The 24,618-nt window shown below is 71.8% G+C and carries 24 protein-coding genes; 5 read left to right on the top strand and 19 right to left on the bottom strand.

Annotation, left to right across the window (positions count from 1 at the left end):
* Position 1 precedes the first annotated feature (1 nt).
* Positions 2-3,067, bottom strand: coding sequence for a Tn3 family transposase (locus IE287_RS30100; RefSeq protein WP_229883821.1), 3,066 nt, complete (start codon positions 3,065-3,067; stop codon positions 2-4).
* Between the two features lie 583 nt (positions 3,068-3,650).
* Here IE287_RS30100 and IE287_RS30095 point away from each other — a divergent pair.
* The 3 genes from IE287_RS30095 (at position 3,651) to IE287_RS30085 (ending at position 6,254) form a co-directional block, all read left to right on the top strand.
* A complete protein-coding gene (locus IE287_RS30095) occupies positions 3,651-3,881 on the top strand; it encodes a hypothetical protein (RefSeq protein ID WP_189852397.1) in 231 nt (76 codons plus the stop codon).
* A complete protein-coding gene (locus IE287_RS30090; protein ID WP_189852396.1) occupies positions 3,874-4,827 on the top strand; it encodes an RNA polymerase sigma factor in 954 nt (317 codons plus the stop codon). Before IE287_RS30095 ends, IE287_RS30090 begins: the two co-directional genes overlap by 8 nt.
* Before the next feature lie 560 nt (positions 4,828-5,387).
* A complete protein-coding gene (locus IE287_RS30085; RefSeq protein ID WP_189852395.1) occupies positions 5,388-6,254 on the top strand; it encodes a GNAT family N-acetyltransferase in 867 nt (288 codons plus the stop codon).
* A gap of 174 nt (positions 6,255-6,428) precedes the next feature.
* Here IE287_RS30085 and IE287_RS30080 read toward each other — a convergent pair whose 3' ends face one another.
* The 15 genes from IE287_RS30080 to IE287_RS30010 all read right to left on the bottom strand — a co-directional run bounded on the left by IE287_RS30080 (position 6,429) and on the right by IE287_RS30010 (position 19,318).
* Positions 6,429-6,866: a hypothetical protein gene (locus IE287_RS30080; RefSeq protein WP_189852394.1), complete on the bottom strand. Its 438-nt coding sequence runs from the start codon at positions 6,864-6,866 to the stop codon at positions 6,429-6,431.
* A 95-nt stretch (positions 6,867-6,961) separates the two neighbouring features.
* A complete protein-coding gene (locus IE287_RS30075; protein ID WP_189852393.1) occupies positions 6,962-7,816 on the bottom strand; it encodes a hypothetical protein in 855 nt (284 codons plus the stop codon).
* 218 nt (positions 7,817-8,034) lie between these two features.
* Positions 8,035-9,192: a GIY-YIG nuclease family protein gene (locus IE287_RS30070; RefSeq protein WP_189852392.1), complete on the bottom strand. Its 1,158-nt coding sequence runs from the start codon at positions 9,190-9,192 to the stop codon at positions 8,035-8,037.
* A gap of 216 nt (positions 9,193-9,408) precedes the next feature.
* Positions 9,409-10,053: an L-threonylcarbamoyladenylate synthase gene (locus tag IE287_RS30065; protein WP_189852391.1), complete on the bottom strand. Its 645-nt coding sequence runs from the start codon at positions 10,051-10,053 to the stop codon at positions 9,409-9,411.
* A 17-nt stretch (positions 10,054-10,070) separates the two neighbouring features.
* A complete protein-coding gene (locus tag IE287_RS30060) occupies positions 10,071-10,805 on the bottom strand; it encodes a phytanoyl-CoA dioxygenase family protein (RefSeq protein WP_189852390.1) in 735 nt (244 codons plus the stop codon).
* On the bottom strand, positions 10,796-11,590 hold the full coding sequence (locus IE287_RS30055) for a creatininase family protein (protein ID WP_189852389.1): 795 nt from the start codon (positions 11,588-11,590) through the stop codon (positions 10,796-10,798). The genes IE287_RS30060 and IE287_RS30055 overlap by 10 nt, the downstream gene beginning before the upstream one ends.
* A complete protein-coding gene (locus IE287_RS30050; protein WP_189852388.1) occupies positions 11,587-12,378 on the bottom strand; it encodes a class I SAM-dependent methyltransferase in 792 nt (263 codons plus the stop codon). Before IE287_RS30050 ends, IE287_RS30055 begins: the two co-directional genes overlap by 4 nt.
* 12 nt (positions 12,379-12,390) lie before the next feature.
* On the bottom strand, positions 12,391-13,047 hold the full coding sequence (locus tag IE287_RS30045; RefSeq protein ID WP_189852387.1) for an HAD family hydrolase: 657 nt from the start codon (positions 13,045-13,047) through the stop codon (positions 12,391-12,393).
* On the bottom strand, positions 13,044-13,490 hold the full coding sequence (locus IE287_RS30040) for a hypothetical protein (RefSeq protein WP_189852386.1): 447 nt from the start codon (positions 13,488-13,490) through the stop codon (positions 13,044-13,046). Before IE287_RS30040 ends, IE287_RS30045 begins: the two co-directional genes overlap by 4 nt.
* Positions 13,487-14,503: an enolase C-terminal domain-like protein gene (locus tag IE287_RS30035; RefSeq protein ID WP_189852385.1), complete on the bottom strand. Its 1,017-nt coding sequence runs from the start codon at positions 14,501-14,503 to the stop codon at positions 13,487-13,489. The genes IE287_RS30040 and IE287_RS30035 overlap by 4 nt, the downstream gene beginning before the upstream one ends.
* On the bottom strand, positions 14,491-16,557 hold the full coding sequence (locus tag IE287_RS30030) for a phosphoketolase family protein (RefSeq protein ID WP_189852384.1): 2,067 nt from the start codon (positions 16,555-16,557) through the stop codon (positions 14,491-14,493). Before IE287_RS30030 ends, IE287_RS30035 begins: the two co-directional genes overlap by 13 nt.
* Positions 16,554-17,597, bottom strand: a complete 1,044-nt coding sequence (locus tag IE287_RS30025) for a hypothetical protein (RefSeq protein ID WP_189852383.1) — start codon at positions 17,595-17,597, stop codon at positions 16,554-16,556. The genes IE287_RS30030 and IE287_RS30025 overlap by 4 nt, the downstream gene beginning before the upstream one ends.
* Before the next feature lie 532 nt (positions 17,598-18,129).
* Positions 18,130-18,627: a hypothetical protein gene (locus IE287_RS30020; RefSeq protein ID WP_189852382.1), complete on the bottom strand. Its 498-nt coding sequence runs from the start codon at positions 18,625-18,627 to the stop codon at positions 18,130-18,132.
* Positions 18,627-19,085 (bottom strand): hypothetical protein, encoded by a 459-nt coding sequence (locus tag IE287_RS30015; RefSeq protein WP_189852381.1) that lies wholly within the window; start codon positions 19,083-19,085, stop codon positions 18,627-18,629. The genes IE287_RS30020 and IE287_RS30015 overlap by 1 nt, the downstream gene beginning before the upstream one ends.
* On the bottom strand, positions 19,085-19,318 hold the full coding sequence (locus IE287_RS30010; RefSeq protein WP_189852380.1) for a hypothetical protein: 234 nt from the start codon (positions 19,316-19,318) through the stop codon (positions 19,085-19,087). Before IE287_RS30010 ends, IE287_RS30015 begins: the two co-directional genes overlap by 1 nt.
* 252 nt (positions 19,319-19,570) lie before the next feature.
* Here IE287_RS30010 and IE287_RS30005 point away from each other — a divergent pair, with 252 nt between their 5' ends.
* Positions 19,571-20,446 carry a helix-turn-helix domain-containing protein gene (locus IE287_RS30005; protein WP_189852379.1) on the top strand — a complete coding sequence of 292 codons (876 nt, stop codon included), beginning with the start codon at positions 19,571-19,573 and terminating at the stop codon, positions 20,444-20,446.
* Positions 20,443-20,661, top strand: a complete 219-nt coding sequence (locus IE287_RS30000; RefSeq protein ID WP_189852378.1) for a DUF397 domain-containing protein — start codon at positions 20,443-20,445, stop codon at positions 20,659-20,661. The genes IE287_RS30005 and IE287_RS30000 overlap by 4 nt, the downstream gene beginning before the upstream one ends.
* A 63-nt stretch (positions 20,662-20,724) precedes the next feature.
* Here IE287_RS30000 and IE287_RS29995 read toward each other — a convergent pair whose 3' ends face one another.
* The 3 genes from IE287_RS29995 to IE287_RS29985 are packed head-to-tail and all read right to left on the bottom strand — an operon-like array spanning position 20,725 to position 24,615.
* Positions 20,725-21,291, bottom strand: coding sequence for a DUF4913 domain-containing protein (locus IE287_RS29995; protein WP_229883820.1), 567 nt, complete (start codon positions 21,289-21,291; stop codon positions 20,725-20,727).
* Positions 21,284-23,020 (bottom strand): type IV secretory system conjugative DNA transfer family protein, encoded by a 1,737-nt coding sequence (locus IE287_RS29990; RefSeq protein ID WP_189852377.1) that lies wholly within the window; start codon positions 23,018-23,020, stop codon positions 21,284-21,286. The genes IE287_RS29995 and IE287_RS29990 overlap by 8 nt, the downstream gene beginning before the upstream one ends.
* Positions 23,017-24,615: a putative type IV secretion/conjugal transfer ATPase gene (locus IE287_RS29985; RefSeq protein WP_189852376.1), complete on the bottom strand. Its 1,599-nt coding sequence runs from the start codon at positions 24,613-24,615 to the stop codon at positions 23,017-23,019. The genes IE287_RS29990 and IE287_RS29985 overlap by 4 nt, the downstream gene beginning before the upstream one ends.
* Positions 24,616-24,618: the final 3 nt, after the last annotated feature.

Raw genomic sequence — 24,618 nt, 5'->3', positions numbered from 1 at the left:
GTCAGGACGCGCCTTGCCCAGCGCGTGCATCCTCCGGGGTGCGCGGGCCGGGCACCGCGGCTGCCCGGGCGGCCAGGTCCAGCTCCAGGCGGCTGTTCATGTCCAGCTCGAACCGGCCGTAGGGGTTCACGTGCGTCCAGAACAGCGGGGACAGCGCCCGCCGGTCCGCCTCGGTCAGCATCTCGGCCCACTTCGGATCGGCCAGGACCTGCTGCATCAGCAGCGTGTTGACGTGGACCAGGGCGGACTGGAGCAGGTGCAGGGCCAGCATGGACACCTCCTGGGACTCCTTGTCTGCACCGGCCAGGTCACCGTCCTTGCCGTAGAACAGGTCCTTGTTCGCGGAGTTCCAGTTCTCCACGACCTGCAATCCCTCGTGGATCTCCTGCCGCAGCTCGACATCGGCGAGGTAGTCGCAGACGAACGCCGTACGCACCGCCCGCCCGAGTTCCTCGATCGCCTGGTAGGTGGGGTGCTTCGGGCCGCCGCGGGTGAAGCGGCGCAGGACCTGCTCGGCCTCGGCGGTGCCCAGGCGCAGGGCGGTGGTGTACTTCACGATCTGGTCGTACTGCTGGCGGATCAGGTCCCAGTTGATCGTCTTGGTGGACAGCACCGGCGCCAGGTTCGGCCAGTTCTCGTCCTGACCGGCGGCCGGCCGGTACAGCTTCGCGGAGCCGATGTTCTTCAGCCTGGGCATCAGCTTGAAGTCGAGCATGTGCGCGAAGGCGAAGCCGACGATGGACGCGCCGTGGGTGTCGGTGTACTGCCGGTCCACGACCATGTCGGTGCAGTGCCGCAGCACGCCCTCGATCATCGAGGCGACCTCGGAGGCCGAACAGGACTTGAGCTGGGAGTAGATGCACACCGACTTCCGCTCGACGTGCCAGTAGATCATCACGCCGGGGCCGCGGTAGCGCTGGTGCCACTCGGTCATCAGGTTCGAGGACCAGGAGCCGAACTTGCGGCTGTCGGAGGCGCACGCCGTGCCGGTGCCCCACCACATCTCGTCCCGGGCGGCGAAGGTGGCGTTCACCAGCTTCACCAGCGCGGCGCGCATGTTGGCCCGGTTGACGAACAGGTGCCGCACCCTGCGCAGCGTCGCCTCGGATTCGCCGTGCTTGCCGGTCACCGCGACGCGTTTGATGCCCATGTTGGTGCCCAGGGCGAACAGCACGAGCAGCAGCCGGCGCCGCAGCACTTCCCTGGACAGGTTCTCTCTGGTGGCCACCGAGGTGAACTCGGCGATGAAGTCCGTGTCGAACTCGGCGTACTTCAGGATGTCCAGCAGGTCGATGGTGCCCCAGCGCCGTTCGATCTCGCCCTTGATGGCGACCAGGGACTCCGGCTCGTCCTGCTTGCCGCGCGGGGAGACGCGGATCCACGGCTCGCCGTGCTTCTTGACGATCGCCACCCCGCCTGTGGTGCCCTCGGCCAGGGCATGCTCGAAGCGGTCCAGCGAGGTCCGCAGCTTGCTCTGGAGGGCGGTGATGAACTCGCCGGCGTCCTGCGGCTGGCGGATCGCGGCGTAGTGGACGTCCCGGTTGTCCTCGAAGTCGGCGGGCAGGTCGTCCTCCGGGTTCCGCCACCGGTTCGCTCCCACCACCCAGATCTCCCGCCGCCGCAGCGCGTCCCGCAAGCTGACCAGCACGCACAGCTCGTACGGGATGCGCTCGACCCGGCCCTTGTCGTCCACCACAGCCGCCCGCCACTGCTCGGGCACCACCCCCTCAAGCGGCACGCTCTCGGCCGGATCGAAGAACGCGCCCTCCTTCAGCGGCTGCTCCAGGTACCGCTTGAGCAGGTCGATCGCGTCCATCACCGGCCGGTAGGCGGTGTTGTTGCACTTCAGCTCCAGCGCCTTCAGCAGCGGCGACAGCATCCGCCGCCAGTGCGCCGAGTACGACGACCGCAGCACCGTACGCACCCGGGCCTTGTAGCGGGCCTCGTTCGCCGCGGCCTCCGCTGCCAGCGCCTTGAGCGTCTTCTCCCCGCCAACCACCGGGAAGATCACCCGCCGCACCGTGCCGGACGGCTCCGACAGCGCCGCCTCCGCGACCCGCAGCAGCATCCCCTCCTTGCCGCGGACCTTCTTCAGCTCGGCGTTCAGCTCCTTGTCGACCCTCCGCTCCGCCCGGGTATTGATCTTCAGCACGAGCTGGATGAACAGGTCCACCAGCGAGTCGGTGATCTCCGTCTGCCGCACATGGCACAGCGTGGCCAGCAGGGTCAGCCGCCGGGGCGGCTTCATCCGCTCCAGGTTCGCCGGATACTCCTTCGACGCCCTCGCCCGCCAGGCGTCCACCAGCTTCTCCGACACATCCGCGAACAGGTCGCCGGGCAACTCCAGGCGCCGCACCCGCTCCAGCTTGTTCACCTCAGCCAGCAGACTCTCCAGGCCCGGCGCCCCGGGGTCGGTCTTCAGCTCGGCGAAGTGCGAGCGCCCGCCGCCGGCCACCGCGCCATCGCCGTTGCCGTCGGCCCCCTCGTCCGTCCCGTCGCCCGCGATCAGGTCCTCCAGCCGCGAGCGGGTCGCGTGGCTGAGCCGGTCCAGCGTGCCGCGGCAGAACCCGGCCTCGAAGTCCTTGACCGCCCTGCCGACCAGTCGCCGGACCTGACCCGGGGCCGGAGGCTCGATGTGGTCGTTGCGGCAGCGGGCCACCACCGCGGCCTCCAGCCGGTCCCGCGACAGCTCCACCGGACACAGCTCGCTCGCCAGCCACCCGGCCAGCCGCTCCTGGTCCTCCTCGGTATTCGCCCGGAACCCGTACGCCGCCCGGATCTCGCCCCGGTGACGCTTGATCGCCTTGCCCTGCCAGTCGTAGTCCGCCCACTCCCCGGCAGGGACCTTCACCTGCTGGGCCACGTACGCCACCGCCGCCGCCGGCACCTCCCCGGCCGACTCCGGGAACCGAGCCTCCACCTCGAAGAACTTCAACAGCACCGCAAAGCCCAGCCGGTTTGCCCCGGACTTGTTCCGCAGCCGCTTCATGTCGTCTTCAAGCAGCGTCCAGACCTCGATCAGGTCTTCCGGCTCCCAGTCCTGCCGCACCCGCACCCTCCACCCCACCGTGATCACTCATTCAGCTCAACGAGGCGACCACTGAGGGGAAACGAGGCCAAGGTAGTTACACAGCGCTACATGTCACCTCGCCGTAGCTATACGAGAACAGGGCCCCGGCAGGTGCCGCGACCGGCGCCGCCCCAGGCAGGCCCCGCCCGAAGCCTTCCCGACCTGTCTGATTTTCAATAACAGCAATCTGCAACCGTCAGCGACGACGCCCCCGTCGTCCGGCCAGCCGTTCGTGTCGGCTCGTGTCGAGCCGAGTCGTACGTGGCGTCCCGGTACGGACAAGGTGGGGCACCGGGGTGGGGCGGGGGTGCTCTGGGCGGCCGGAAGGAGGCTCGGAGCGGGTTCCGGCCGTTTGCTGTTATTGAACTTCATTGGAGTGCGGACGTCAGGGTCCCGCCTGTGAAGGGGGGCGAGGGCGGCTTCTGCATGACACCTCGCCCAAGATTCTTTTCCGCCGCCCCTCCCTCGGAGCGCCTTCAGAAACTGAACGGCGGGTGTCATGCAGACGCGAGGGTCATGCCCCTACTCCAGTGAACGGCCCGCCCGGAACAGCCTCGCGGGCCCCACCGGAAGGAACACAATGGAACTCGTCATCGCCGCCGTCCTGGTCGTCCTCGTCCCGCTGGCCGACAAGCTCATCAAGATCCTCCAGGACCGCAGCCGCACCCGGGGGGAGACCGAGGTCATCCACGCACACGCTCTCGCCGACCTCGCCCGCGCCCGCGGCGAAGCCGAGCTCATCCGCGCCGAAGCCGCCCTTCCGCCCGCCCGCCGCAAGACGGCCGCGCAGAAGGGCTCCGGCCGTGCCTGACCACGACGACACACCCCTCACCGACGAACTCCTCGCCGTCCACCACGACAAGGGCCAGGCGCTCCTGCGCCTGGCCCGGCGCGAGCTCGCCGCCGAGAACCTGCCCGCGGCCGACGCCGAGGACATCGTCCAGGACGCCTTCCTCACCACCTTCATCAACAGCCGCGAGACGACGATCGACAACCCCTACGCCTACCTCTGCGCCGTCATCCGCAACCGGGTCAAGGACATCAGCCGCCGCAAGACCGCCGCCCTCCTCGACACCACTGCCCCAACCGCCGAAGCACACAGCGTCCTGTGGGTCAGCGACCTCGCCGAAGAAGACACCGACGCCATCCTCGACACCCGCCCCGCCCTCCAGGAACTGACCGAACCCCAGCGCCGATATGTCCTGCTCAACGAGGGCTGGGGCTACACCCAGGCCGAGATCGCCGAACTCACCGGCGCTCACAAGGGGACCGTCGCCACCCACATCCGACGTGCCAAGATCGCCCTCCTCGCCACCCTCGGCACCCTCGCCGCCGCCCTCCTCGTCTCCCTCGGACACCGCGCCCTCACCGAACAACTCCACTGGATCAGCACCAGCCCTGCCGGCCGCCCCGACGACACCGGCTCCTCTCTCCTCGCCCTGGCCATCGTCGCGACGTCCGCGCTTGGCCTCGCATCGAGGATCAGGCCGAGCCGACGGCGTCGGCGGCGCCGCCGACGGCTCACCCGAACCGGCGGAACCCTCGCCAAGAGCCTGTCCCGCACTCTCGGCGAGTGGGCCGCCTCCGCCCAGAACACGCTCGCCGAAACGGGGGCGAGCCGGCCGGGCACCGAACCGTACGGCGTCCTGGACCCCGTCGCCCTCGTCCGACCCGCTCCCCCCAGCGACAGCCTCCCCTCTCAAAATCTCGGCCGCCCCTGTCATGCAGACACCGCCCCCGGCCCCCGCCCCCGGTAACCCGCTCACGCACCACCGCCGCGCGAGCACCGCCGAAAGGAGCACCATGCACCCCGCCGCCGGCCCCGCCCGCACCGGAGCATCCCTCCCCCAGGCCGCCGCCGAGGGGGCGCGGGCCGCGTCTGGGGACTCCTTTGCCGAACGTCTGTTCGCTGTCTATCAGGACAAGCGCCGCGTGCTCCACGGCCTCGCCCGGCGCGAGCTCGCCGCCGAGAACCTGCCCGCCTCCCGCGCCGACGCCGAAGACATCGTCCAGGACGCCTACGTCATCACCCTCGCCAACCGCGACAAGATCCGGACCGACCTCTGGGGTGACTGCTCTGGTCATCTCCGTCTCCCACTCCTCACCGGTGCCCACGGACGGGCGCCGTCTGCACGGACCAACGATCCAGGGCCGTGCGCGGCCGAAATCGTGACGCCCGTCCCCTCACCATGCCTCTTTCGCGGGAATCCCCCGTCGGTTCCGCCACACAACTGCCCGTCGGGCCGACTCTTGAGCGAAGCAACCACGGTGAGCCGCTGCCCAAGAGCCTCTCACCGCAGATTCCGAGGAGACGCAGATGGGGCGGGTCAAGGCACGCAGAGGCGAATCGTCAGGCGTACGGCTTGCCCGAGCTGGGGAAGGCGCTGCGATCAAGGAACTGCTCGCGGAGGTAGCCCGGGACGAGGTGGACCGGGAGCAGCTGACGGCGACCTGCCATCTCCTCGACAGTGGGATCGATACGACCCGCTTCGCCGAACCATTCCGCCTGCTGGTCGTTGAACGGCGCCGCAAACTTCTGGGCGCAGCACTGGTGCAGCGGGGCAACCATGGTATGAAGCCGAGCGAACGTCTGGCGGAGCTGAGGGCTCACCAGAATGTGTACGCCCAGCAGGCCGGCATGCAGCGGGCCATGTTCGCCCGGGTCAACGAGGTCTGCGCGCACGTGGCCTTTATGGCTGTGGAGCCTTCCTCGCGCAGACAGGGCATCGGCCGGCAGCTGGTCCGCGCGGCCGCTGCCGTCGAGGGCCGGCGCGGCCGGCGGATGCTGACCGGCTACGTGTGGGACGACGATCTGGCGCGGATGTACGAGAGGTGGGGGTTCATCGTCTCTCCTACGGAGACGGCTGCGTTCTTCCTTCGAGAGAAGGTCGGCGATCTGTACGCGCCCTCCGTTGTCGGGCTTGAGCTGAAGGAGGGGTGCCGCCTGGTCGTCCTACCACTCGTCCCAGAGGTGCGGGCGTATGACATTGGAACGGAGGACGAGCCGTTCCCGGCAGTGGTCGGTGTGGAGGAACCGTTCGCCCCTGCGCACCTGGACATGCCGGAGAAGCTCAACGAAATCCGGGAACGTGTTGATGCCTTCGTGCGGACGCAGATGACTCTCTACGGGCCGGAACGCACCCGCGCGATCTTCGACGCCTACCTGGGACAGTCTCGTAGTTGATCCCTGCGCTCGTCCGGGGGCGAAGCAAGCATCAGTGGTCCCGCGCCGTGCGAAGTACGCGGGACCACTCGAAGATGCGCTCATCGGGGGCGCCCGACCAACGTAACCACCCGCACCCGTAGCGGCTCGCCGAAGGCCCCGCCGGCCCGGCGTGAGGTCTATCCCCGCCCGCGATCAGGGAGCGGTCAGGACGGCCCCCTGCACGGCTCCCTCCAGCGCCCGCAGCCAGCGGGCGAAGTCATCGTCCCGAAGCCCCGCCCGTACGGCCTCCAGCGGGCGGGCCGCCCACTCGACCGAGCACGGGACCTGATGCTCCTGCTGCCTGTCCTCCAGGGGAACGAGCTCGTCGTACAGACAGGCCAGGTACCCGACGGAGGGGTACTCCTGGTAGCTCTCGTGCGCCTTCACCATCGCGCGCACCAGCTCCGCGGCCTGCTCGACCGACGCCGGGGTACGGCCGCCGGCGTAGTTGGAGCAGGCCGTCTCGAACAGGTGCCACGCCGCCAGCCACCGGTCTTCCAGACGGGGGCCACCGCGGTGCCGCAGGTTCTCGATTCCAAGCCTTCGGGCCATCTCGTTGATCATGTCGGCCCGCACGAAGACGTCGCTCATATCCATGGCGCACCCGTACCGCGTGCTCGGCGGTCTCGCCGGGCGAAACGCCGCCGGGCCGGTGGAGTTCACCGGCCCGGCCCAGCTGGGCGTGCTCAGGCTTCCTGGGCGAAGGTCTTCTCGCAGTCGCCGCACATGATCTTGCGGCGTTCCAGGGTCTTGGGGGACACGCGGATCACCGTCGGCGGTTCGCACGCGCAGACGGCCTTGATGTAGTTGCGGTCCTCCTTTTCCGGGCGGGGCGGGGTCACCTCGCCGTCCTGTCCGGCGTCGTCCGTGCCGTCGGTCTCCGTCTCGGCGCCGGCGCTGGTGCCGGTCTTCTTGCGTGTGCGGCCTCCGCCGGTGCCGAGGAGGAGCCAGGAGGGGACGCGTTCGGCCTGGATGGCCGTGTCCAGGGCGGTGATCTGGTCGGCGTAGGCGGTCTTCGTCTCGTCCGTCATGGTGGTGAAGGCGAAGCCGTACTTCTTCTTCTCATAGGCGCTGACGCCGGGTTTGGGCATGAGGCCCAGCTCTTCGGAGGCGGCCTGGAAGTGCTTGTTGTGGTACTGGCTGGCGGAGCAGTCGTCGATGCCGCGGGCCACGTTCAGGCCGTGGGCGGCCTCGTGGATGAGGGTGGCGATGACCGCCTCCGCGCCGTCGCGGAGGGATTCGGCGGTGACGAAGACCTCGTGGTGCTTGGTCTCGCCCTTCCTCGCCGTCCAGCGGTTCTTGCCGAAGTGGGCGAGCTTGACCGCGGATTCCCGGCCGCCGGTGGCCATGGTGATGACCGCTTCGGGGACTTGCGGGTGGCGGGTGCGGATCGCGTTCCAGGCGGCCACCAGGGCGTTGGTGATGCCGACGGCGATCTCGGTGACAGGGGTGGCGGGGAGGTCCGGGACGAGCTCCAGGGGCGGGACGGGAGCGGGGTCGGGGATGACGGCGACGGTGCCGAGCGCGGCCTCTGTGGTCATGGCGACACCCTACCGAGAACTCACCTCTTAAGAGGTGAGTTCTCGGGGTGAGTCGACCGTCTTTCCCCACATTCATCAGCTCCGGTGACCCGGCCGAACGGCCGTACCGGCAATGGGCCTCAGGCAGCAACGCTGGGCGCCCGAAACCCTCGCCTGGCCCTCAAGACGACCCCGGCTCGTCACCGTCTCCCCGGGCGACAACGGCCTCTCCGGGACGCTCAGAGCTCTCGCCCCCCGCCCCCCCTTACCGCACCCTTCCCTGCGGACACAGAGGCGCTCGCAGGGTTCTTCCTCGGGGCTTGCCGAGGAAGGGTCCGGGCGAGGTCGGAGACAAGGGGCGAGGGCGGGAGACGGGAGAGAAGGCGGCCGTCGAGCAGGGGACCTAGTGGCAACTCGGCCTTCGCTGCCTTCTCGGCCTTCACGCGGGCCTTGGCCGCCTGGGCCTCCTCCTTCTTCTTCACCTGGAGCAGCTGCGTATAGCCGAGCACGGGGGTCAAGAGGCCGGTCACGCCCAGGAACCATGCAGCCACGATGGCGGGCTCGGTGAAGTAGGTGCGGAGGAACGTCTCGATCGCTTGCATCGGGAGGCGGGCGAGCACCTGTTCGCGGATCAGTTTGTCGAAGCCGAATCCGTCCCACAGGCCGAAGCCGCCGAGTGCGAGGAGGGGCAGCTTGCGGATGGGCCAGATGTCCCGGGTGCACGTGCGCAGTGCGAGAAAGGCGCCGTACGGGACCGCTAGCGGCAGGGTCAGCATGAAGAGCAGGACCGCAGGCGGCCCGCCGAAGGCGGCCAGCCCGGACTTCCCGGCGGCGCTGCGCCGGGCATGGCCGGTGGCGAGCCCTTCGTAGAAGGTCGCCGAGAACCCTTCCCACGCGCGGTTGATGCGGACGCGGTAAGGCTTGACCACCGGCTCCTCGTCGTCCTCCTCATCAGGATCATGGACGCCAACAACGACGTCTCGAACGATGGCCGCCAAGCGCTCAGGGGTGATGCCTTCCCCGCGCTCGAAGGCGCGCGGGCGGGGTCGCGGCGCTGACGGCTGACCTGCTCGCTTGGGGTTCGCGTAGGTGTGGACGGCGTGGGGAATCGCGCCGACCGGGTCGATGTCGGCGAAGTCGAACCACTCTCCCTCGACGCGGAACGCGGCAAACGCCCCATGCAGCGCGCTTTCCAGCTCGCGACCGCCGTGTGTGGACCACAGGACTTCGAGACGTTCAGGATTGCCGGTCTGGAGTTCCTTGAGCCGCTTCTCCGGGTTGTTGCTCGTGCCGATCTTGACGCGAGTCGACCCGACCGGGCCGATCACATACACGAAGGAGCCGCCGCCGGGCTTGGAAGAGGTCACCGTCCCTGCTCTCGTCTCGGGTGCGCGCATGCCGGGACTGTACGGGGCTCCTCGGACATCGTCTCCTTCGTCCTCCGGCACCACCCTGCCGTCGCGTCAGGGCCATCGCGCGCACGCGGACATACGCGTTCTTCTGCTTGGCGGGGGATGCCGACCGGAACAACGAGCGAGCTCATGGCCGGTTGACGCAGCGGTGCCCTTCCCCGCGTGCGGCTGAGGCGGGGAAGGGCACTGGGCCGGTGGTGGTCAGCTGGTGGCCGGTTGCCCAATCGCGGCGGCGACGGATCGGGGGTGGACGAGGCCGGCGCGGACGAGTCGGGTGTCGGGGCCGGTGCAGTCGACGATGGTGAGGTGGTGGGCGGCCGGGCAGATCCCTCCGTCCATGACGACGGCGTCGAGGCCGGCGTCGGTGAGGAACTCGTCGACTTCGGCGAGGGTGACGGCGGGGCCGCGGTCGTCGGGGCCGCCGTCACCGGAGACGTTGACGGTGGTGGCGGCCAGGAGCCCGGGGAAGGCCGTGGCGAGGGCGCCGAGCGGGCCGGGGGCGTGGGTGGTCAGGGCGGGTGAGCCGACCACGCGGTAGCGGTCGGCGTCGTGCTGGTGGCGCCAGGGCAGGAAGAGGGCGAGGTCGCCGGGCCAGAACGCGGCGGCGAGGCGTTCGGCGTCGGGGGTGAGGTCGAGCAGTTCGCGGGCGCGGTCGAGGTGGGGGACGACGAGGGCGAGGGGTTTGTTCTGGGGGCGCTGCTTGCCGTGGAGTATGGCCTGGTAGGCGGTGGGGTTGGCGGCGTCGGCGCAGATCATGTACCAGCGGCTGGTGGGGACGACGACGAGTCGGCCGTCGGCGATGGCGGCCGCGGCGGTGGTGGTGTCGGTGGTCGGGATGACCTGCACGGTGGGGTCCTTCCTGGTCAGGCGGCGAGGGTGGGGTAGTCGAGCCAGGGGTTGCGCAGGGCTTCGAGGCGCCGGGTGTGGTGCTGGGTGTGGGAGACGCGGAAGTAGGCCATCAGGCGGGGGGTGGTGGTGTGGTTGGTGCCGACGGCGTGCGGGACGAGGTGGTGCATGAGCAGGACGTCGCCGGTGTCGGCGAGCAGCGGGGTGCCGGTGTGGGTGTCGAGGTGCGGGGGGACCTGGTCGGTGATGCCGCGGGCCCATTCGGTGGCGAACCAGCGGGCCATGGTGTGGTGGCCGCCGGGGACGTAGTGCAGGGCGCCGCCGTCGGCGTGGGTGATGGGTGAGAGGACGACGCCGACGAGGAGGGAGAAGGTGCGTAGTTCGGCCGGGTCGAGGTGGGGGCAGCCGACTCCGTCGACGTGCATGGTCTTGACGGGCTGGGTGCCGTGGCCGGCGGGGGTGCGGATCTGGATCTGAGTGGTGGTGACGGGGGCGGGGTCGGTGAGGAGTTCGGTGGCGAGGTCGGCGGCGCCGGTGGCGGTGTAGAGGTCGAGCAGGGCCGGGTGGGAGCCGTGTTCGGGGGCGAAGGTGCGCTGGGTGTACTCGGTGAGGCGGGCGGGGTCGTAGCCCTGGGCGTACCAGATGTGGATGAGGTCGCGGGCGGGGGTGGTGCGGTCGGGGGTGGCCTGGCGGCGGCGGATGATGAGGCCGTCGCGGCGGAACTGGGCGCGTTCGGCGGCGGTCAGCGGCATGGGCTGCTCCTGGGGTGGATGAGGGTGTCCAGGGCGGGGCGGGCGGCGGCGAGGGCCTGGCGGAGGAGGCGGGCGCCGAGGGTGGCGGTGGCGGCGGCCGGGTCGTTGCCGATGATCCCGTCGGTGCCCAGGCGGGGGTCGTTGGAGGTCCAGGGCCAGGTGGCGGCCCGGTCGGTGACGAGGTGGTGGATCGCGGCCGGGTCGGGCTGCGGAGCGTTGGTGGTGAGTTGGTCGAGGTGGACGGTGTCGGGGGCGAGGTGGAGCAGGAGCGCGGTCTCGTGGAGGCCTGCGTGGATCTCGGGCCGGTCGCCGGCGGGGGTGCGGGCGAGGGCGAGGGGGTGCAGGACGCACACCCGGATTCCGAGGCGCTGGTGGAGTTCGTGGACGAGGGCTTCGAGGACGCCGCGGTTGCCGCCGTGGCCGTTGACGAGGATCAGGCGGCGGGCGCCGGTGGCGCGGACGTACTGGGCGGCCAGGGTGTGCAGGAGGGTGGCGTACTCGGCGGTGGTCAGGGTGAGGGTGCCGGGTGCCCAGGCGTGTTCGGGGGCGATGCCGTAGGGGAGGGCGGGCAGCTGCCACAGGTCGTGGGTGTCGCCGTGGGCGGTGATCAGGTGGTGGGTGAAGGCCTGGGCGATGAGGGTGTCGGTGGCCAGGGGGAGGTGGGGGCCGTGCTGTTCGGTGGAGCCCACGGGCAGGCACAGCACGGAGGAGGCCTGCACGCGGGTGGTCAGGGCGGCGGCGGTCAGCCGGTCGAGCTGCCGGTGGCCGCCGCCGGGGCCGGTCATGCGGGGCGCCGTCCGACGCGGACGAGGAAGGCGTTGTCCTCGTGGAAGGTGTCGGTGTCGGAGTAGCCGCTCAGCACGTCGCGGACGGTGGTCTCGAACTCGTGCAGGCGCTCGCCGAACAGGTGGGGGGCGGCGAAGCTGGTGGAGGCGAGGTAGCCGAGGATGCTGGTGGTGTTCCAGGTGCGGGTGACGGGGACGGTGAACTCCTCGACCTCGCTGAAGGGCGATTCGCGCATGATCTCGCTGTAGGGGCGGTTGTGGTGCTGGAAGGTGCCGGTGCCCGCGCGGCGCTGTTCGCCGAGGAAGTCCTGGATGACCTGGCGGACGGCGGCCTTCCAGTCGCTGTCGGCCTTCCAGAAGCTGTTGTCGCCGAAGATGGCGACCGCTCCGTCTTCGGCGACCTGGGAGTCGAGCCGGGCGAGCACCGCCTCCTGGTCGAGCCAGTGGAAGGCGCGGCAGATGGTGACGAGGTCGGCCTTCCAGCCGGCGGGCGGGGCGAAGTCCTCGGCGGCCGCGATGGTGAGGGTCAGGGTGGTGGTGGCGGGGACCTTGGGGCGCAGGGCCTGTTCGGCGGTGGCGATCATGCCGGGGTCGTTGTCGCTGGCGATGATGTCGGTGAAGTACGGCAGGAGGGCCTCGGCGACCAGGCCGGTGCCGGTGCCGATGTCGAGGAGGCGGCGGGGCTGGCGGTCGGGGGCGCAGGTGGCGAGGCGGGCGGCGAGGTTGCCGGGGATGTGGGGCCGGTAGTCGCGGTAGTAGCCGGAGGCGCCGGTGAACAGGCTGGTCATGGGGTTGTCCCTTCAGGGGGTGGTGAGGGTGCGGAGGAGAGCGGCCGCGTCGGCGAGGGTGGCGGCCACGTGGACATGCTGCCGTTCGCCGGCGGGCGGGTTGTCGGGAATCGGCCGTCCCTTGGAGATCCAGATGGGAGTCGCGCCGGCGTCGAGGGCGCCGAGGACGTCGCAGGCCCAGTCGTCGCCGATGTGAACCATGCTGGCGGGGTCGACCTGGTGGTGGTCGGCGACGGTGCGGAAGGCGCGGGGGTCGGGTTTGGCGTAGCCGATGGTGCAGGAGGGGAACAGGCCGGTGACGTGCGGGGCGAGGCGTTGACGCAAGGCGTCGGTGTCGGCGTCGGCGAAGGTGACGTTGGACAGGGTCACGACCGGCGCGATGGCGGACAGCTCCCGCAGGGCGTCGAGGGTGTAGGGGTAGAGGGTGAGCGGGGCGGGCGGCAGGTCGCGGGGGAAGTCGGCAGGTTCGATGCCGAGGGCGGTGGCCAGTTCGGCGGCGAGGGCGTCGGTGAGGGCGGGCTGGGTGTGCAGGCGGCCGCGCATAACGGCGCGGGCCTGGTCGGCGGAGAGCGGGGAGGCGGCGGTCAGGCGCATGGCCAGGCCGGGGCCGTCGGCTTCGCCGAGGGTGCCGCCGACGTCCACGCTGATCAGCTTCACGGGCGGGGTCATGTGCGGTCTCCTTCGTCGAGGGCGGGCAGGGAGCGGACGATGACGTCGACGCGGTCGGCGCGGATGGCGAGGGTGGTGGCCTCGCCCAGGAAGGTCAGGGCGTAGCGGCGTTCGGCGTCGTCCAGGGCGGTGAGGTCGCGGCGGGCGGTGTGGGCGGCGGTGTGCAGGTCGTCGGGGATGCGGCGGTCGCGCTGGCCGTGGCGCAGGTGCAGGGCGGCGGTCCACTGGGCGGGGATGTTCGTGGGGAGCGGGTGGACGGGCTGGAGGGTGGTGGAGTCGTCGAGGGTGAGGATGCGGACGGCGAGGTCGTATCCGGCGAGGGTGAGGGTGCCGGTCAGGAAGGTGTCGTGGCCTTCCAGGCGGGTGTCCAGGAGCAGGAGCGGGCCGGTGGGGGCGGGGACGGTCCGGCCCTGGACGGGCAGCGGCGGGGGGATGGGGGTCATGGGCGGCTCCGGGGTGCGGCCCCCAGGCCGGGGGCGGGCGGCAGCGGCAGGTGGCCGTGGTCGGGTTCGGCGGGATGGGTGTAGAGGCGCTGGCGTCCCGGCTCCCACGCCAGGCGGTACTCGACGGCCGGGACGCGGTCGGGGCGGGCGGCGGCGAGGTGCAGGCCGGGCTGGAGCGAGCGGCCGTGCGGGAACAGGGGCAGCGTGGTGGAGGCGAGGAGGCGCAGGGCGGCGGTCAGGCCGCCGCAGCCGACGATGTCGAGGGTGAGGGCGGAGAGCCGGATCGTGGTGAGGACGGCGCGGGTGTCGTCGGCGAGGGTCAGGCGCTCCCCCATGGCCAGCGGCAGGCCGTCCAGCAGCCGGTAGAGCCGTGGTGTGTGGGCGGGGGCGGGGTCTTCGAGCCAGATCAGGGCGGCGGGGTCGACGGCGGCGCGGAACGCGGCCTGGAGGCCGGGCGGCCAGGTGCCGACCGCGTCGGCGGCCAGCGGCCCGCACATTGCGGCGGCGGCGTTGACGCGGTCGGCCAGTGCCCGGCCGCCGGTGCCGGGGCGGTGGCGCAGGCCCCATTTGGTGAACGCCCACCCTTGGGCTCGGACCTCGGGGATGTGGTCGAGGGTGGCCGGGTCGGACAGGTCCCGGGTCAGCCATGACGCGTACGCCGGAAGACGGTCGCGGAGGGGACGGTCGGTGAGGAGGTCGGCGACGGGGCGGTGTTCGGCCCGGGCGTGCAGGTCCCAGGCCGCGCAGTCCAGCGCGCCGGCCGCCCACGACCCGGCACGGGTGCGCGCGGCCGCGGCCGTCAGGCGGGCGTGGACCGCCTGGTGGTCGGTGGCGTCTACGCCATCGAGGGCGGGGGCCAGGGCGCGGGCGGCGCGGGCCACGGGCTCGGGCAGCGGCCCGTACCAGCCGGTCGCCCGGCCCGCGCGCAGGGCGACGAAGACGGTGTCGTCGCCCGGACGGGCCCGGGCGGTGAGGTCGGTGAAGTCGGCGGAGGTGATCGTCAGGCGCCGCATGACGGCCTCCTGTCCAGCAGGCGCTCGGCGGCCGCGAGCAGACCGTCCGCGGTCATCCCGGCCGCGGCCGCGAGGGCGGGCTGCGGGCAGGGGCCGTGCGTCTCGTGCCAGCCGATCACCTCGGTGGGGTGGGCGGTTCGGTTCTGCAGCAGGCCCCAGATCGCGGCCGGGTGTCCGAGGGTGACGACCAGCAGCGCCGCGTCCTTCCCCAGCAGCGCGTCGCGCTCGGAGGGCGTGAGGGCGGCGGGCCACACGGCCGGGTCGCCCAGGACGGTCAGGTTGAGGACGGACACCACCCGCACCGCCACTTTCAGGCGGGCGCGGAGCTCGGGGACGGCCTCGGCGGCGACGGCGGCGGGCAGGTCCCCGCACACCACCACCGTCAGCTGCGGCGGCCCCGGGTCGGACAGGTGCGGCCACCGGGCGGCGCCCCGGGCCGTCTCCTGGGCGATCGTGCCGGCCGGGACGGGCGGCAGGGGGTGCTTGCCCGCGACGATGATGTTGACCCGGCCCCGGCTGGCGAACGCCTCGTCCAGCACGAGCGCCAGACGGGCCGGGTCGGCCGGGGTCCACACCCGCACCGCCGGGTCCTGGAGCGCGAGGAGCGCGGTGATGAGCGACGGGTCGCCGTGGGTGTAGGTGTTGTGCCAGCCGTAGGAGGTGAGCAGGAGGTTGAAGCTCGGCCGGTCGGCGGCGCCGGGCATCCGCCGCTGCTTGAGCAGGGACACGATCCCGGTCGTCATCAGCGGGGCGAACGCCTCGTAGGAGATGAGCACGCCGCGGCCGCCGGCCGCGTTGAACCCGGCGAGCTGCTCGGCCAGGACCTCCTCGGCGAGCACTTCGCTCGTCCAGGGCTGCCCGGCCAGGGCGCCGAGCTTGTTGGAGGCGAGCTCGTCGGGGCTGAAGACGCGGAAGTCCCCGGCCCGGGCGTGGTCGCGGACCACTGTCGTGACGGCGGCGGCGAACGACCCGGCCCGCGCCTCGGGCGGTTCTTCGCCCGGCCCGGCGCCGGGAGCGGGCCGGGGCCGGGGGGTGGGGCGTGGGTCGAGGCGGGGCAGAACGGCGCCGTTGAGGGCTTCGGCGAGCGCGGGGCCGGGGCGGCCGTCGGCGGTGAACAGTTCGCCGGGCCGGTAGGAGGCCAGCCACCGCTGGAGGGCGTGCAGCTGGGCCGGGTCGGTGCCGGCCCGGGCAAGGGGCGTCTTGTGGGCGCGGGCGGTGCCCAGCACGGCCCGGCCATCGGCGGCGGCCGGGCCGCTGAAGCCCTTGACGCACCGCATGAACACGACGGTCCTGCGGCCGTCCAGGGTGTCGGCGGCGGCGGTGGTGAGCTCGGTGTGGAAGGTGTCGTGGCCGTCGTCGGGGACGCGGACGATGCGGGCGTGCCAGCCCAGGCCGGCCGCGTACGCGGTGAGCGCCCGGTCGTCCAGGGAGCCCAGAAGGCTCGCGGCGCCCATGCGGAAGCCGTTGAGGTGGACCAACGGCAGGACCGGGACGGCGGGCAGGGCGCGGGCGGCGAGCCAGGCGGCGGCGGTCGTGGGGGTCTCCAGCTCGCCGTCGCCGATCACCGGCACCATCACCCGGCCCGGGCCGGCGGCGAGCGCGGCGCCCTGGGCGAAGGGCAGGCAGCCGCCGAGCCGGCCGCCGAGGAAGTCCCCCGCGGGCAGAGCGGGGGTGACCTCCGCACCGAGGCCGTCCACGTCCGGGAAGGCCCGGCACAGGCGGCGCAGACCGTCCTCGTCGCGGGAGAAGCGGGGCCGGACGGCGGCGAGGGCGCCGCTCAGCCAGGCGGCGGCGATCTGGGCGACACCCGCGTGCCCGGCGCCCAGCAGCGGCACCGCGCCTCCCCCGGTCCCGGGGGAGGCGGGCAGGACGGCGAGGTGGGCCAGGGCCCAGGCGGTGCCCGGGACGGTCCCCCAGTGCCCGGCCGGGCGGTCCTTGACGTCACCGGCGGCCAGGGGGCGGCGCAGCAGCACGTTGTCGCGCAGGTGGAGCTGGGCGACGGCCGCGTACGTCTGCGCCCGCCACAGCACCTCGGCCGCCTGCGGGCCGTTCACGGGGCGACCAGCGGCTCGGAGCCGAAGGCGAAGTACCACAGCGGCCGGTAGCACTCCCACCCGCGCGGACGCAGGCCGGTGGGGCCCAGCAGGTCCTCCAGCATGGTGCGGGCCTGGAGGTAGAACGGCAGGTCGGCGGCGCCTCCGGTGCGCAGCCCGGCCATGATCCGGTTGTGGGCCTGGTAGACCTGCACGTTGGGGAACTCGGTGATGTACGGGGCCAGGTCGCGGACCCCGCTGTGCATGGCGGTCAGGTCGTCCAGCCCGGCGATGTACGTGAACGAGGTGCCGAGTCCGGCTTCGAGGGCGCGGCGCAGCACGGTGGGCATCTCGGTGCGGGTGAGGTCGGCCTTCGACGCCTTGAGCATCATGTCGCGGCGGGTGAAGCACTCCGCGGTCAGGCGCAGGACGAACGGGCTGGCGGTGCGGGCGAGGGTGTCGAACGCCTTGCTGCTGCGCAGCACGGAGGTGAGGAATCCCAGGCGGGCGCCGATGCCGAACTCGTCCAGCAACGTCCGCAGGTCGCTCATGTGGTCGACCGCCGTCTGCTCGCGCTCGTAGCAGCCGGTGGAAACGGTGATCTCCTCCAGGCCGGTCAGGGAGCCCAGCGGGTGGCGGTGGGCGAGGACGGTGAGGAGGTCGCGGACGGCGCGCTGTTCGGACAGCCGCGGGTCGGCGGCGGCCTCCAGGGTGTTGGGGCAAAACCCGCAGCCGACGCAGCGGGAGCGGGCGTTGGGGTTGAGCGTCATCGCCCGGCCGTCGTTGCGGAAGTAGCCGCCGACGGCTTCGTCGGCGTCGATCCGCTCGACGGCCGCGACCGGCTCGCCGGCCAGCAGGAGGGTGTCCTCGTCGAGGACGAACGGGGAGTCGGCGGCGTTGAGCGGCACGATCACCTGCCACGGCACCGTCGGCGCCGTGGTGAGGCGGACGTTGACCCGTGCCCGGTGCCGCGGCAGCGGCGAGGAAATGCCGTGCAGGTTGATCGCGATGAGCAGGACGTCCTCGACGGGGGCGTTGTGGCGGGCGGCCAGGCGTGCCATGCCGTCCAGGTCAGCAGGAGAGGATTCACGCGGAGCAGTGGCAGGCACGAGGCCCTCCATCCAGTAGGGACGGACGCGGTGAGCAGGCTCTGTACGGTGCAGGGCCGGTGTGAGGGTTCAAAAGCTCTTTCCGGCCGGAGAACCGGGCGGTGAGGCCGTTCGGTCGGCGCGGCGGGGGCGGGGACGTGCAGGAGAGCTTGCGAGCGGCAGGGGCAGTGGTCTGCCGGCATCGCGGTCAGGACGTAGAGGACACCGTCGTCGGCGCGGACCACCTCCGGAACGAACTTGCCCTTGCGCAGCAGGTCCTGGAGGTCTTCATGGGCGTCGGTGTCCTCGATCCAGCGCCGCAGCGGGGCCGACGGCTGCTCAAGGCCGTCGGCGAGGGCGGGGGCGGGGGCGTCGTCGAGCAGGTCGGCGAGCGATCCCGCCATCTGCCGCAGGAAGCGCACGGCCAGACGCGGCGTCGCGGCCTGCGCGCGGCGCAGAAGCCCTTGGTAGGACGGTGCGGTGGCGTAGAGCTCGCAGTGGTAGGTCACGGCCGGTCCACCTCCGCCTTCACGTAGACGCTGGGGCCGAAGGCGTGCGGGGTGACTCCGGTCTGGTCGCCGGAGGTGATCTGCGGGAGGGCTGCGGGGTCCAGCGGTTCGCGTACGGTCCCGTCGAGCGCTATCACCCGCAGCGTGGCGGTCCGGGCGTCGAGGTCGGCGTCGAGGGCGAGCTCGCTGCTGTGGACGCGGTCGGCGACGTGCTCGACGAGCTCGGCGGCCAGCAGCGCGAGCCGGTTCGCGGTGGCCGCGTCCAGGCCCCACAGGCTGTAGGAGAGCTCGACGGCGAACCGCACGCGCTGTCTGGTCTCCTCGGCCTTGGGCGGCAGGCGTACGAGCCTGTTGCGGTGCTCGGGCTCGTCGCCGGTCGGCAGCAGGCCCAGGGCCGCGACGGCCCGCCGGTCGCCTTCGGACAGCCGGGCGCGCGGGTCGTTCCCGCAGCGGGCAGCGGCCAAGGCGCCGTCGGCCGGGGTGTGCTGGGGCATCAGGTGTCCTCCCGTCCCTCGCCGCGGGCCCAGGCGGCCTTGAGCGCGGTCCGTAAGTCGTCGGGGTCCATCAAGCGGGGGGTGAGGCCGGGGGGCTGGGCCCACCGGCGCTCGGGCACCTGGGGGCCGCCGGGCCGGGGCACGGCGACGAACCACGGAAGCCCCAGGGCGACCGTGCCGGGCACCTGCCAGGTGCTGGCCGTTCCGGCCGGTACCCACACGTAGGCGAAATCGGCCGCCTGGTCCTCCAGGACCGGCACGCCGGACCAGAGTTCGGGGTGCCGGCGGGCGGCGGCGATGCAGCGTTCGCGGGGGACGGCGATGACGTCCCAGGCCGTACCGGTCGGCAGGATCGCGTGGGCGTGCTCCTCCCAGTCCCGCCAGACGAGGAAGGGATTGTCCGGGCGTGCGTCGGCGAGCCAGTGCGCTCCGACGTCGGACGCGTCGCGGCCGCGCATCAGGTCCTCCGGGTGGCGCACTGCGCGCAGAGGCGGACGGCGTAGCCGAGGCGGCCTCCGTCGGTTCCGGAGGCGACGTAGGCGTGCCCGCCGTCGTGGACGAGGTCGCGTGCGCCGCAGCCTGTCGCGCAGGTGAGGGCGTGGAGCTGTTCGCGCTGCGCGGCGGTCAGGCGGGTCGGATCGTGCACGGCATCCCTGATGTCCGCGGTCGGCAGGGCGCTTCGTACAGGCATCGGCGGCTCGGTCCCCTCGTGTCCGAAATCATCGGAGGACAGCAGCGTTTCCGGTCGCTCTGCGTGACGCAGCACACACGACCAGTCGCTTGGTGAAACTCTGCCATTGAAATTCAATGACGGAAAGCCAAATGGTTGAACTTCCCCCGTCGAAGGGGGCGCACAGGGGAGGAGCGCCCGGTGTCCGCTGCCGCGTACGCTGCCGCTGTCACAACAGGACAACAGGCCAACGGGCCTGACGAAGGGTGGGGCATGGGGGTACAGGGCACCGCGCAGGGCCACGCCGCGCGGATGCAGATCGCCCGGGGACTGCGGCAGCTGATGGAGACTCAAGGGTTCACCCAGACGAGTATCGCCCGCGAGGCCGGCGTCTCCGTCGGCACCGTCAACCGCTACCTCTCTTGGGAGGACCGGGGCCTGCTGAAGGTCCCGACCCTGCGCGCCATCGCCGCCGCCGCGGGCGCGACCTCCGGCCAGACGGACATCCTCGTCGCCCTCGCCCAGACGCAGGGCCAGGGCTGGTGGCGGGAGAACTCCGAAGCCGCCCCGTGGCTGTCGCCGCTGCATGCCTTCGAGGAGGTCGCCGAGTACGAGTACGTCTGGGCCACCACCCTCGTCCCCTGCCTCGCCCAGACGCCCACCTACGCCCGGCACCTGCACGAACAGGAAGACCCGCACGCCGACCCGGCCGTGATCGACACCCGCGTCGAAGCACGCATCACACGCCAGGAGATCCTCGACCGCGCCGACATGCGCCTGTGGATCGTCCTCGACCAGGCCGTACTGCGCCGCCAGGTCGGATCGGCCAAGACCATGGCCGACCAGATAGACCACCTGCTCGACCTCTCCCGCCGACCCCGCGTCACCGTCCAGGTCCTCCCCAACGACCGCGGCGCCCCCGCCGCAGGCTCGGGCGGGCACTTCCTGATCCTCGGCCGCGAGCACCCCGACCCCATGCAGGCGATGTCGGTCGTCTACCTGGAGCTGCACCGACGCGGCATGTACCTCGACGACCCCGCCGAGGTCGCCGAGTACCACGAGATGTTCCACTCCCTGCGGACCCAAGCGGCCGACAGCGGCCAGACGCAGGACCTGCTCACCCAAGCACGATCGGAGTACGACGCATGAGCGCCGCCCCCCAGTCCCCCACCCGATTCGACGAGACCGCCTGGTTCAAGTCGACAGCGAGCGCCGCGCAGAACGAGTGCGTCGAGGTGAACACCACCGGCACCGGCTCGTTCGTCGGCCTGCGTGACTCCAAGGACGCGGCCGCTGGCGTCGTCACCGTGACCGCCGTGCCGTTCACCGCGTTCGTCTCGGCCCTCGGCGCCGGCCGACTGTAGCCACTGCGCGCGAGGCCCCGGGACCTGTTCAGGTCCCGGGGCCTCGTCGTCGTTCGGGTCCGTTTACGTGACCTGCTGCCACGCGCTCGGCACCCGGCCGGGCAGGCGGTGATTGACCTGGTGCTCGCCCTTGGTGCAGCCCGCCATCGGCCCGTTGGGGGCGCGCAATTCTCGGATGCAGGGGTCGAGGTGGTCGCGGTGCCACACGCTGGGGCCGGTGTAGCCGCAGGTGGCCGGATCGGTGAGCTCCTGCCAGGCGAGCCAGGCGGCGTGAAGCCGGGTGACCGCGACGGGATGGTCGAACCACTGCGGGCACCAGCGGGCGTCGGCGGACGGCTCGGCGAGGTAGCCGGGCACCAGCACGCCCTCGACCCACTCGATCAGCGCGCGCAGTTCGTCGTCGTACTCCGGGGAGTCCAGGAGGAGGATGAACGGCGGGAACCCCTCGCCCTCCTCCTCGTCCCCGTCTGCCGGGTCCGCCCCGCCGGCCGCCGACCCGTCGCCGGGATCCGCCCCGGCGCCGCTGCTCAGGGCGCTGACCCGGGCGGCCAGGGCGGCGAGCTGGGCCTTGAGGTCTTCCATGTCCTGGAAGAGGCCCATGGGGACCTCGAAGTTGCCGGGGTCAGACACGGCGGGAGGCCTGACGCTGCTCGTGGGCGGCGACGGCGCGCTTGGTGATCGCTTCCTCTTCGGTCCTCATCTGGGCGCCGATGTACGCCATGGACTTCTCCTCGTACCAGGGGCGCAGGGCGATCTGGGCGATGGGCATGCCGGTGGACATCAGCAGGGCGGTTCCCTTGCGCATGGCCCGGATGTCGGCGGGGTCGAGGATCTGTTCGCGCTGCTCGCTGTAGCTGTGGCTGGTGCCCTCCTTGCCCTTGGAGTAGGAGCCGCGTTCGACGTAGTGGGCGCCGGTGAGGGTGCTGACGTCCTGGGCGAAGCGGGCGTCGTCGATGCCGACGCCGATGATCTTCTTGGTGGCGGCGGACCACATCGAGTCCATGCCGACCTCGCCCCACGCTTTCACGCCCTGGCGGTAGCTCTGGAGGATCACGTAGGGGGTGATGCCGCGTGAGCCGAGGTGGGAGTACAGGTCGGGGAGGTCGGCGATCTTGCAGATGTTCGCGGCCTCGTCCAGGACGACGCGCATCGGCTCGGGCAGGCGGCCGCCCGCGCGCTCACCGGCCTCGGCGGCCGCGGTGAAGACGGCGTCCGCGAGCGCGGCAACGATCGCGGAGGAGGGGCCGCCCTTCTTCGACAGCAGGTAGAGGGTGTCGGTCGAGGTGGCGAAGGCCTCGGGGTCGAAGCGGGGCAGGTCGGGGTCCGGGGTGACCCAGGCCAGGACCGTCTCGTCGCGCAGCGCGGACATGGCGCTGCGGGCGTTCTGGTAGATGCCGGACTGGGTCTCCTCGGCAATGTTCACGGAGGAGTCGACCTGTTCGGCGAGGACCGGCTCGTATTGGTAGAGGATGTTCAGCGGCGCCTTCTCCGCGGGGTCGGCGATCCACTTCATGACGTCGCGGACGGTGCCTCCGTCCCACCAGGCCGCGCGGAACATGCCGACCAGGAGGTCGGCGGCGGACTGGGACCAGAAGGGGTCAGCCTGCTCGGAGGTGATCTGGTTGACGAAGTGCGAGGCGAGGCGCTCGGCGCCTTCCAGGGTCTCGGCCTGGGCGATCATGTCCCACCACATGGCCCGCTCGATCTGCGCGACGCCCTGGGTGTCCAGCGCCCAGATCTTGCCGACCCGGGCGCGCGAGGCCCGGGTGGCGGCGTAGACGTCCGCTTTGTTGCTGGTCATCAGCAGCGCGGCGGGCGCTTCCTCGGCGACCGGGATGGCGATCGAGGTCGATTTTCCGGCTCGGGGCGCCATGACGGCGATGTAGGTGTCCTCGTCGGAGCCGCGTAGCTCGACGCCTGAGGGCAAATGGTTGCCGAGCAGCACTCCCCGGTCCCGGGGCGCAAGTTCCTTGGGTTTGGTGTCCTTCAGGGAGGCCCGCAGGCGGGTCGCCGTGCGGGCGGCCGGCTTGGGGGTGAGCTCGCGCAGCTGGTGGAGCGTGGCGAGGCTGCTGGGGTTCTTGTGCCACTTGAAGGTGGTCTTCAGGCCCCAGACGATCAGGGCGACGACGGCGACGTCGACGAGTCCAGCGCCGATGCCCGAGGCGAGCGGGGAGTCGGTCCAGACCGACCCCCAGTCGTCGACCATCCGGTAGATGGTCAGCGGGGAGGCGGGTGCGACGTCCCCGCCGGTGAGGGCCGCTCCGGCCGCGGCTCCGGCCCAGGTGGAGGCGGACAGCGTCACCCCTCCGCCGAACAGGACGCCGCCGGCCACCCAGGCGCGGTCGTTCTCCGTCATCATCGGGGGCCCCCTGTGGTCGTCGCGGTTCGCGCGGGTCGGGTGTTGGTGTCCGTGCGGTAGAGCCGCTGCTCGGTCGTGGTCAGCTCCAGCGCGGCCGCGATCCCGGGACGGGTGCCGATCTTGATCAAGTACTTGCCGCGTCCCGGGTGGCGGGCGCCTTCCTCCTCGGCGGGCCGTCCGTCTTCCTGCTCGGCGCGGGTTGTGGGGTCGATATCCAGGCCGGTGGAGGTCGCCGACGACCACGAGCCGATCATCATCCGCTCCTGCTCGGTCAGGGACCGCTTGCCGGTGACGCGCCGCAGCTCCTCCTCAGAGGACGCGCCGATCACCCAGGTGTCGCACCGGTCCATCAGGCCACGGGCCTTGGCCCGGTCCTGCTCGGTCGGCAGCGCCTCGACGTCGAGCAGGGAGTGGGTGACGTAGATGGTGACGTCGTCCGTCGTGCGGTTCAGCCGGGAGATGGCGTCCATGGCGTCGACCAGGCCCGGCCCGGAGCGAAGGGCTCGCCACATCTCATCCATGGGCAGCACAAGCTTGCGGTCCATCAGGCCGATGGAGCGGGCGGAGTCGATGGAGCTGTAGGTGTAGGCCCAGGTAGCGATCATGCCCGCGCTGACCACGTCATTACCGCGGGCCCGCAGGGCGGAGATGTCGACGGAGACCGCCGGCGCGCTGATGTCCAGGGGCACCGTGGTGGGCCCGTCGAACAGGCCGCGCAGCGGGCCGCCGATCAGGTTGTCCAGCCCGGCGATCACCGAGCGGGTCAGGTCCCGGTAGCGGTCACCCTCGGCGGCGAGCTTGGTTCGCAGCGTCTCCGGGGCGGCCCGCAGGACGCGCACGACGTCCTCGACGACCGGGTCGCTGCCGGAGGGCTGGCCGTCGGAGGCCAGGTGCACGGCGGTGTCCAGCGCGCTGCGCTCGATCTCGTCCGGGGTACGGCCCAAGCCGTGCTTGGTCGACAGCAGTGCCACAAGCGTCTCCAGCCGCCGGCCGTTGAGGACGTCGAGCAGCGCCTGGCGCCGGTCGGCCGCGAGCGAGGCGACGCGGCCCTTGAGCGGTCCGGAGTCGAGCGGGTTGATCCGTCCGATGCCGTCGCCGATGCGGACGACGCTGCCGCCGAGTTCGGCGATCAGGTTGGAGTATTCGCCCTTGACGTCACCCGGCACGCACACCATGTGCCCGTACGCCGCGTAGACCAGGCACACTCGTTTGACCAGCGCACTCTTGCCCGCGCCGGGCTGGGACATGACCCACATGCCGGGGTTGGTGGTCAACCGGCCCGTCCAGCCGGACGGGTCGATGCACACCAGCTCTCCGGTCAGCACGTCGCGCCCGACCGGTACGCCGCGCGGCGGCAGGCCGCTGCCGAGCAGGAAGGGGTAGATCCCGCCGACCTGGGTGGAGGGGCCGGTGTAGACGGTGCCGGAGTCCTCGACCGCGGCGCGGCCGCCGAAGCGGCCGCCCCAGCCGAGCCGAGGCGCAAACCGGGCCCGCAGCTTCTTCTGGGCCCGCCGTTCCTCGCGGGTCGGGCCGTTGTCCTCCACGCGGGTCACACGCTTGGGCGTGGTGACCGACGGTGTCGCCTTGCGTGCCATCGT

Source organism: Streptomyces omiyaensis (assembly GCF_014650895.1).
In the GTDB taxonomy this organism is placed as follows: Bacteria; Actinomycetota; Actinomycetes; order Streptomycetales; family Streptomycetaceae; genus Streptomyces; species Streptomyces omiyaensis.
This window is presented reverse-complemented; position numbering and strand designations above follow the sequence as displayed.

What these genes read in the sequence shown, in the direction of transcription:
- IE287_RS30095 (WP_189852397.1), top strand. Translation starts at nt 3,651, where the DNA reads ATGGAACTCGTCATCGCCGCCGTCCTGGTCGTCCTCGTCCCGCTGGCC.
- IE287_RS30085 (WP_189852395.1), top strand. Translation starts at nt 5,388, where the DNA reads ATGGGGCGGGTCAAGGCACGCAGAGGCGAATCGTCAGGCGTACGGCTT.
- IE287_RS30080 (WP_189852394.1), bottom strand. Translation starts at nt 6,866, where the DNA reads ATGAGCGACGTCTTCGTGCGGGCCGACATGATCAACGAGATGGCCCGA.
- IE287_RS30075 (WP_189852393.1), bottom strand. Translation starts at nt 7,816, where the DNA reads ATGACCACAGAGGCCGCGCTCGGCACCGTCGCCGTCATCCCCGACCCC.
- IE287_RS30070 (WP_189852392.1), bottom strand. Translation starts at nt 9,192, where the DNA reads ATGCGCGCACCCGAGACGAGAGCAGGGACGGTGACCTCTTCCAAGCCC.
- IE287_RS30060 (WP_189852390.1), bottom strand. Translation starts at nt 10,805, where the DNA reads ATGCCGCTGACCGCCGCCGAACGCGCCCAGTTCCGCCGCGACGGCCTC.
- IE287_RS30055 (WP_189852389.1), bottom strand. Translation starts at nt 11,590, where the DNA reads ATGACCGGCCCCGGCGGCGGCCACCGGCAGCTCGACCGGCTGACCGCC.
- IE287_RS30050 (WP_189852388.1), bottom strand. Translation starts at nt 12,378, where the DNA reads ATGACCAGCCTGTTCACCGGCGCCTCCGGCTACTACCGCGACTACCGG.
- IE287_RS30045 (WP_189852387.1), bottom strand. Translation starts at nt 13,047, where the DNA reads ATGACCCCGCCCGTGAAGCTGATCAGCGTGGACGTCGGCGGCACCCTC.
- IE287_RS30040 (WP_189852386.1), bottom strand. Translation starts at nt 13,490, where the DNA reads ATGACCCCCATCCCCCCGCCGCTGCCCGTCCAGGGCCGGACCGTCCCC.
- IE287_RS30035 (WP_189852385.1), bottom strand. Translation starts at nt 14,503, where the DNA reads ATGCGGCGCCTGACGATCACCTCCGCCGACTTCACCGACCTCACCGCC.
- IE287_RS30025 (WP_189852383.1), bottom strand. Translation starts at nt 17,597, where the DNA reads ATGGCACGCCTGGCCGCCCGCCACAACGCCCCCGTCGAGGACGTCCTG.
- IE287_RS30020 (WP_189852382.1), bottom strand. Translation starts at nt 18,627, where the DNA reads ATGCCCCAGCACACCCCGGCCGACGGCGCCTTGGCCGCTGCCCGCTGC.
- IE287_RS30015 (WP_189852381.1), bottom strand. Translation starts at nt 19,085, where the DNA reads ATGCGCGGCCGCGACGCGTCCGACGTCGGAGCGCACTGGCTCGCCGAC.
- IE287_RS30010 (WP_189852380.1), bottom strand. Translation starts at nt 19,318, where the DNA reads ATGCCTGTACGAAGCGCCCTGCCGACCGCGGACATCAGGGATGCCGTG.
- IE287_RS30005 (WP_189852379.1), top strand. Translation starts at nt 19,571, where the DNA reads ATGGGGGTACAGGGCACCGCGCAGGGCCACGCCGCGCGGATGCAGATC.
- IE287_RS30000 (WP_189852378.1), top strand. Translation starts at nt 20,443, where the DNA reads ATGAGCGCCGCCCCCCAGTCCCCCACCCGATTCGACGAGACCGCCTGG.
- IE287_RS29990 (WP_189852377.1), bottom strand. Translation starts at nt 23,020, where the DNA reads ATGATGACGGAGAACGACCGCGCCTGGGTGGCCGGCGGCGTCCTGTTC.
- IE287_RS29985 (WP_189852376.1), bottom strand. Translation starts at nt 24,615, where the DNA reads ATGGCACGCAAGGCGACACCGTCGGTCACCACGCCCAAGCGTGTGACC.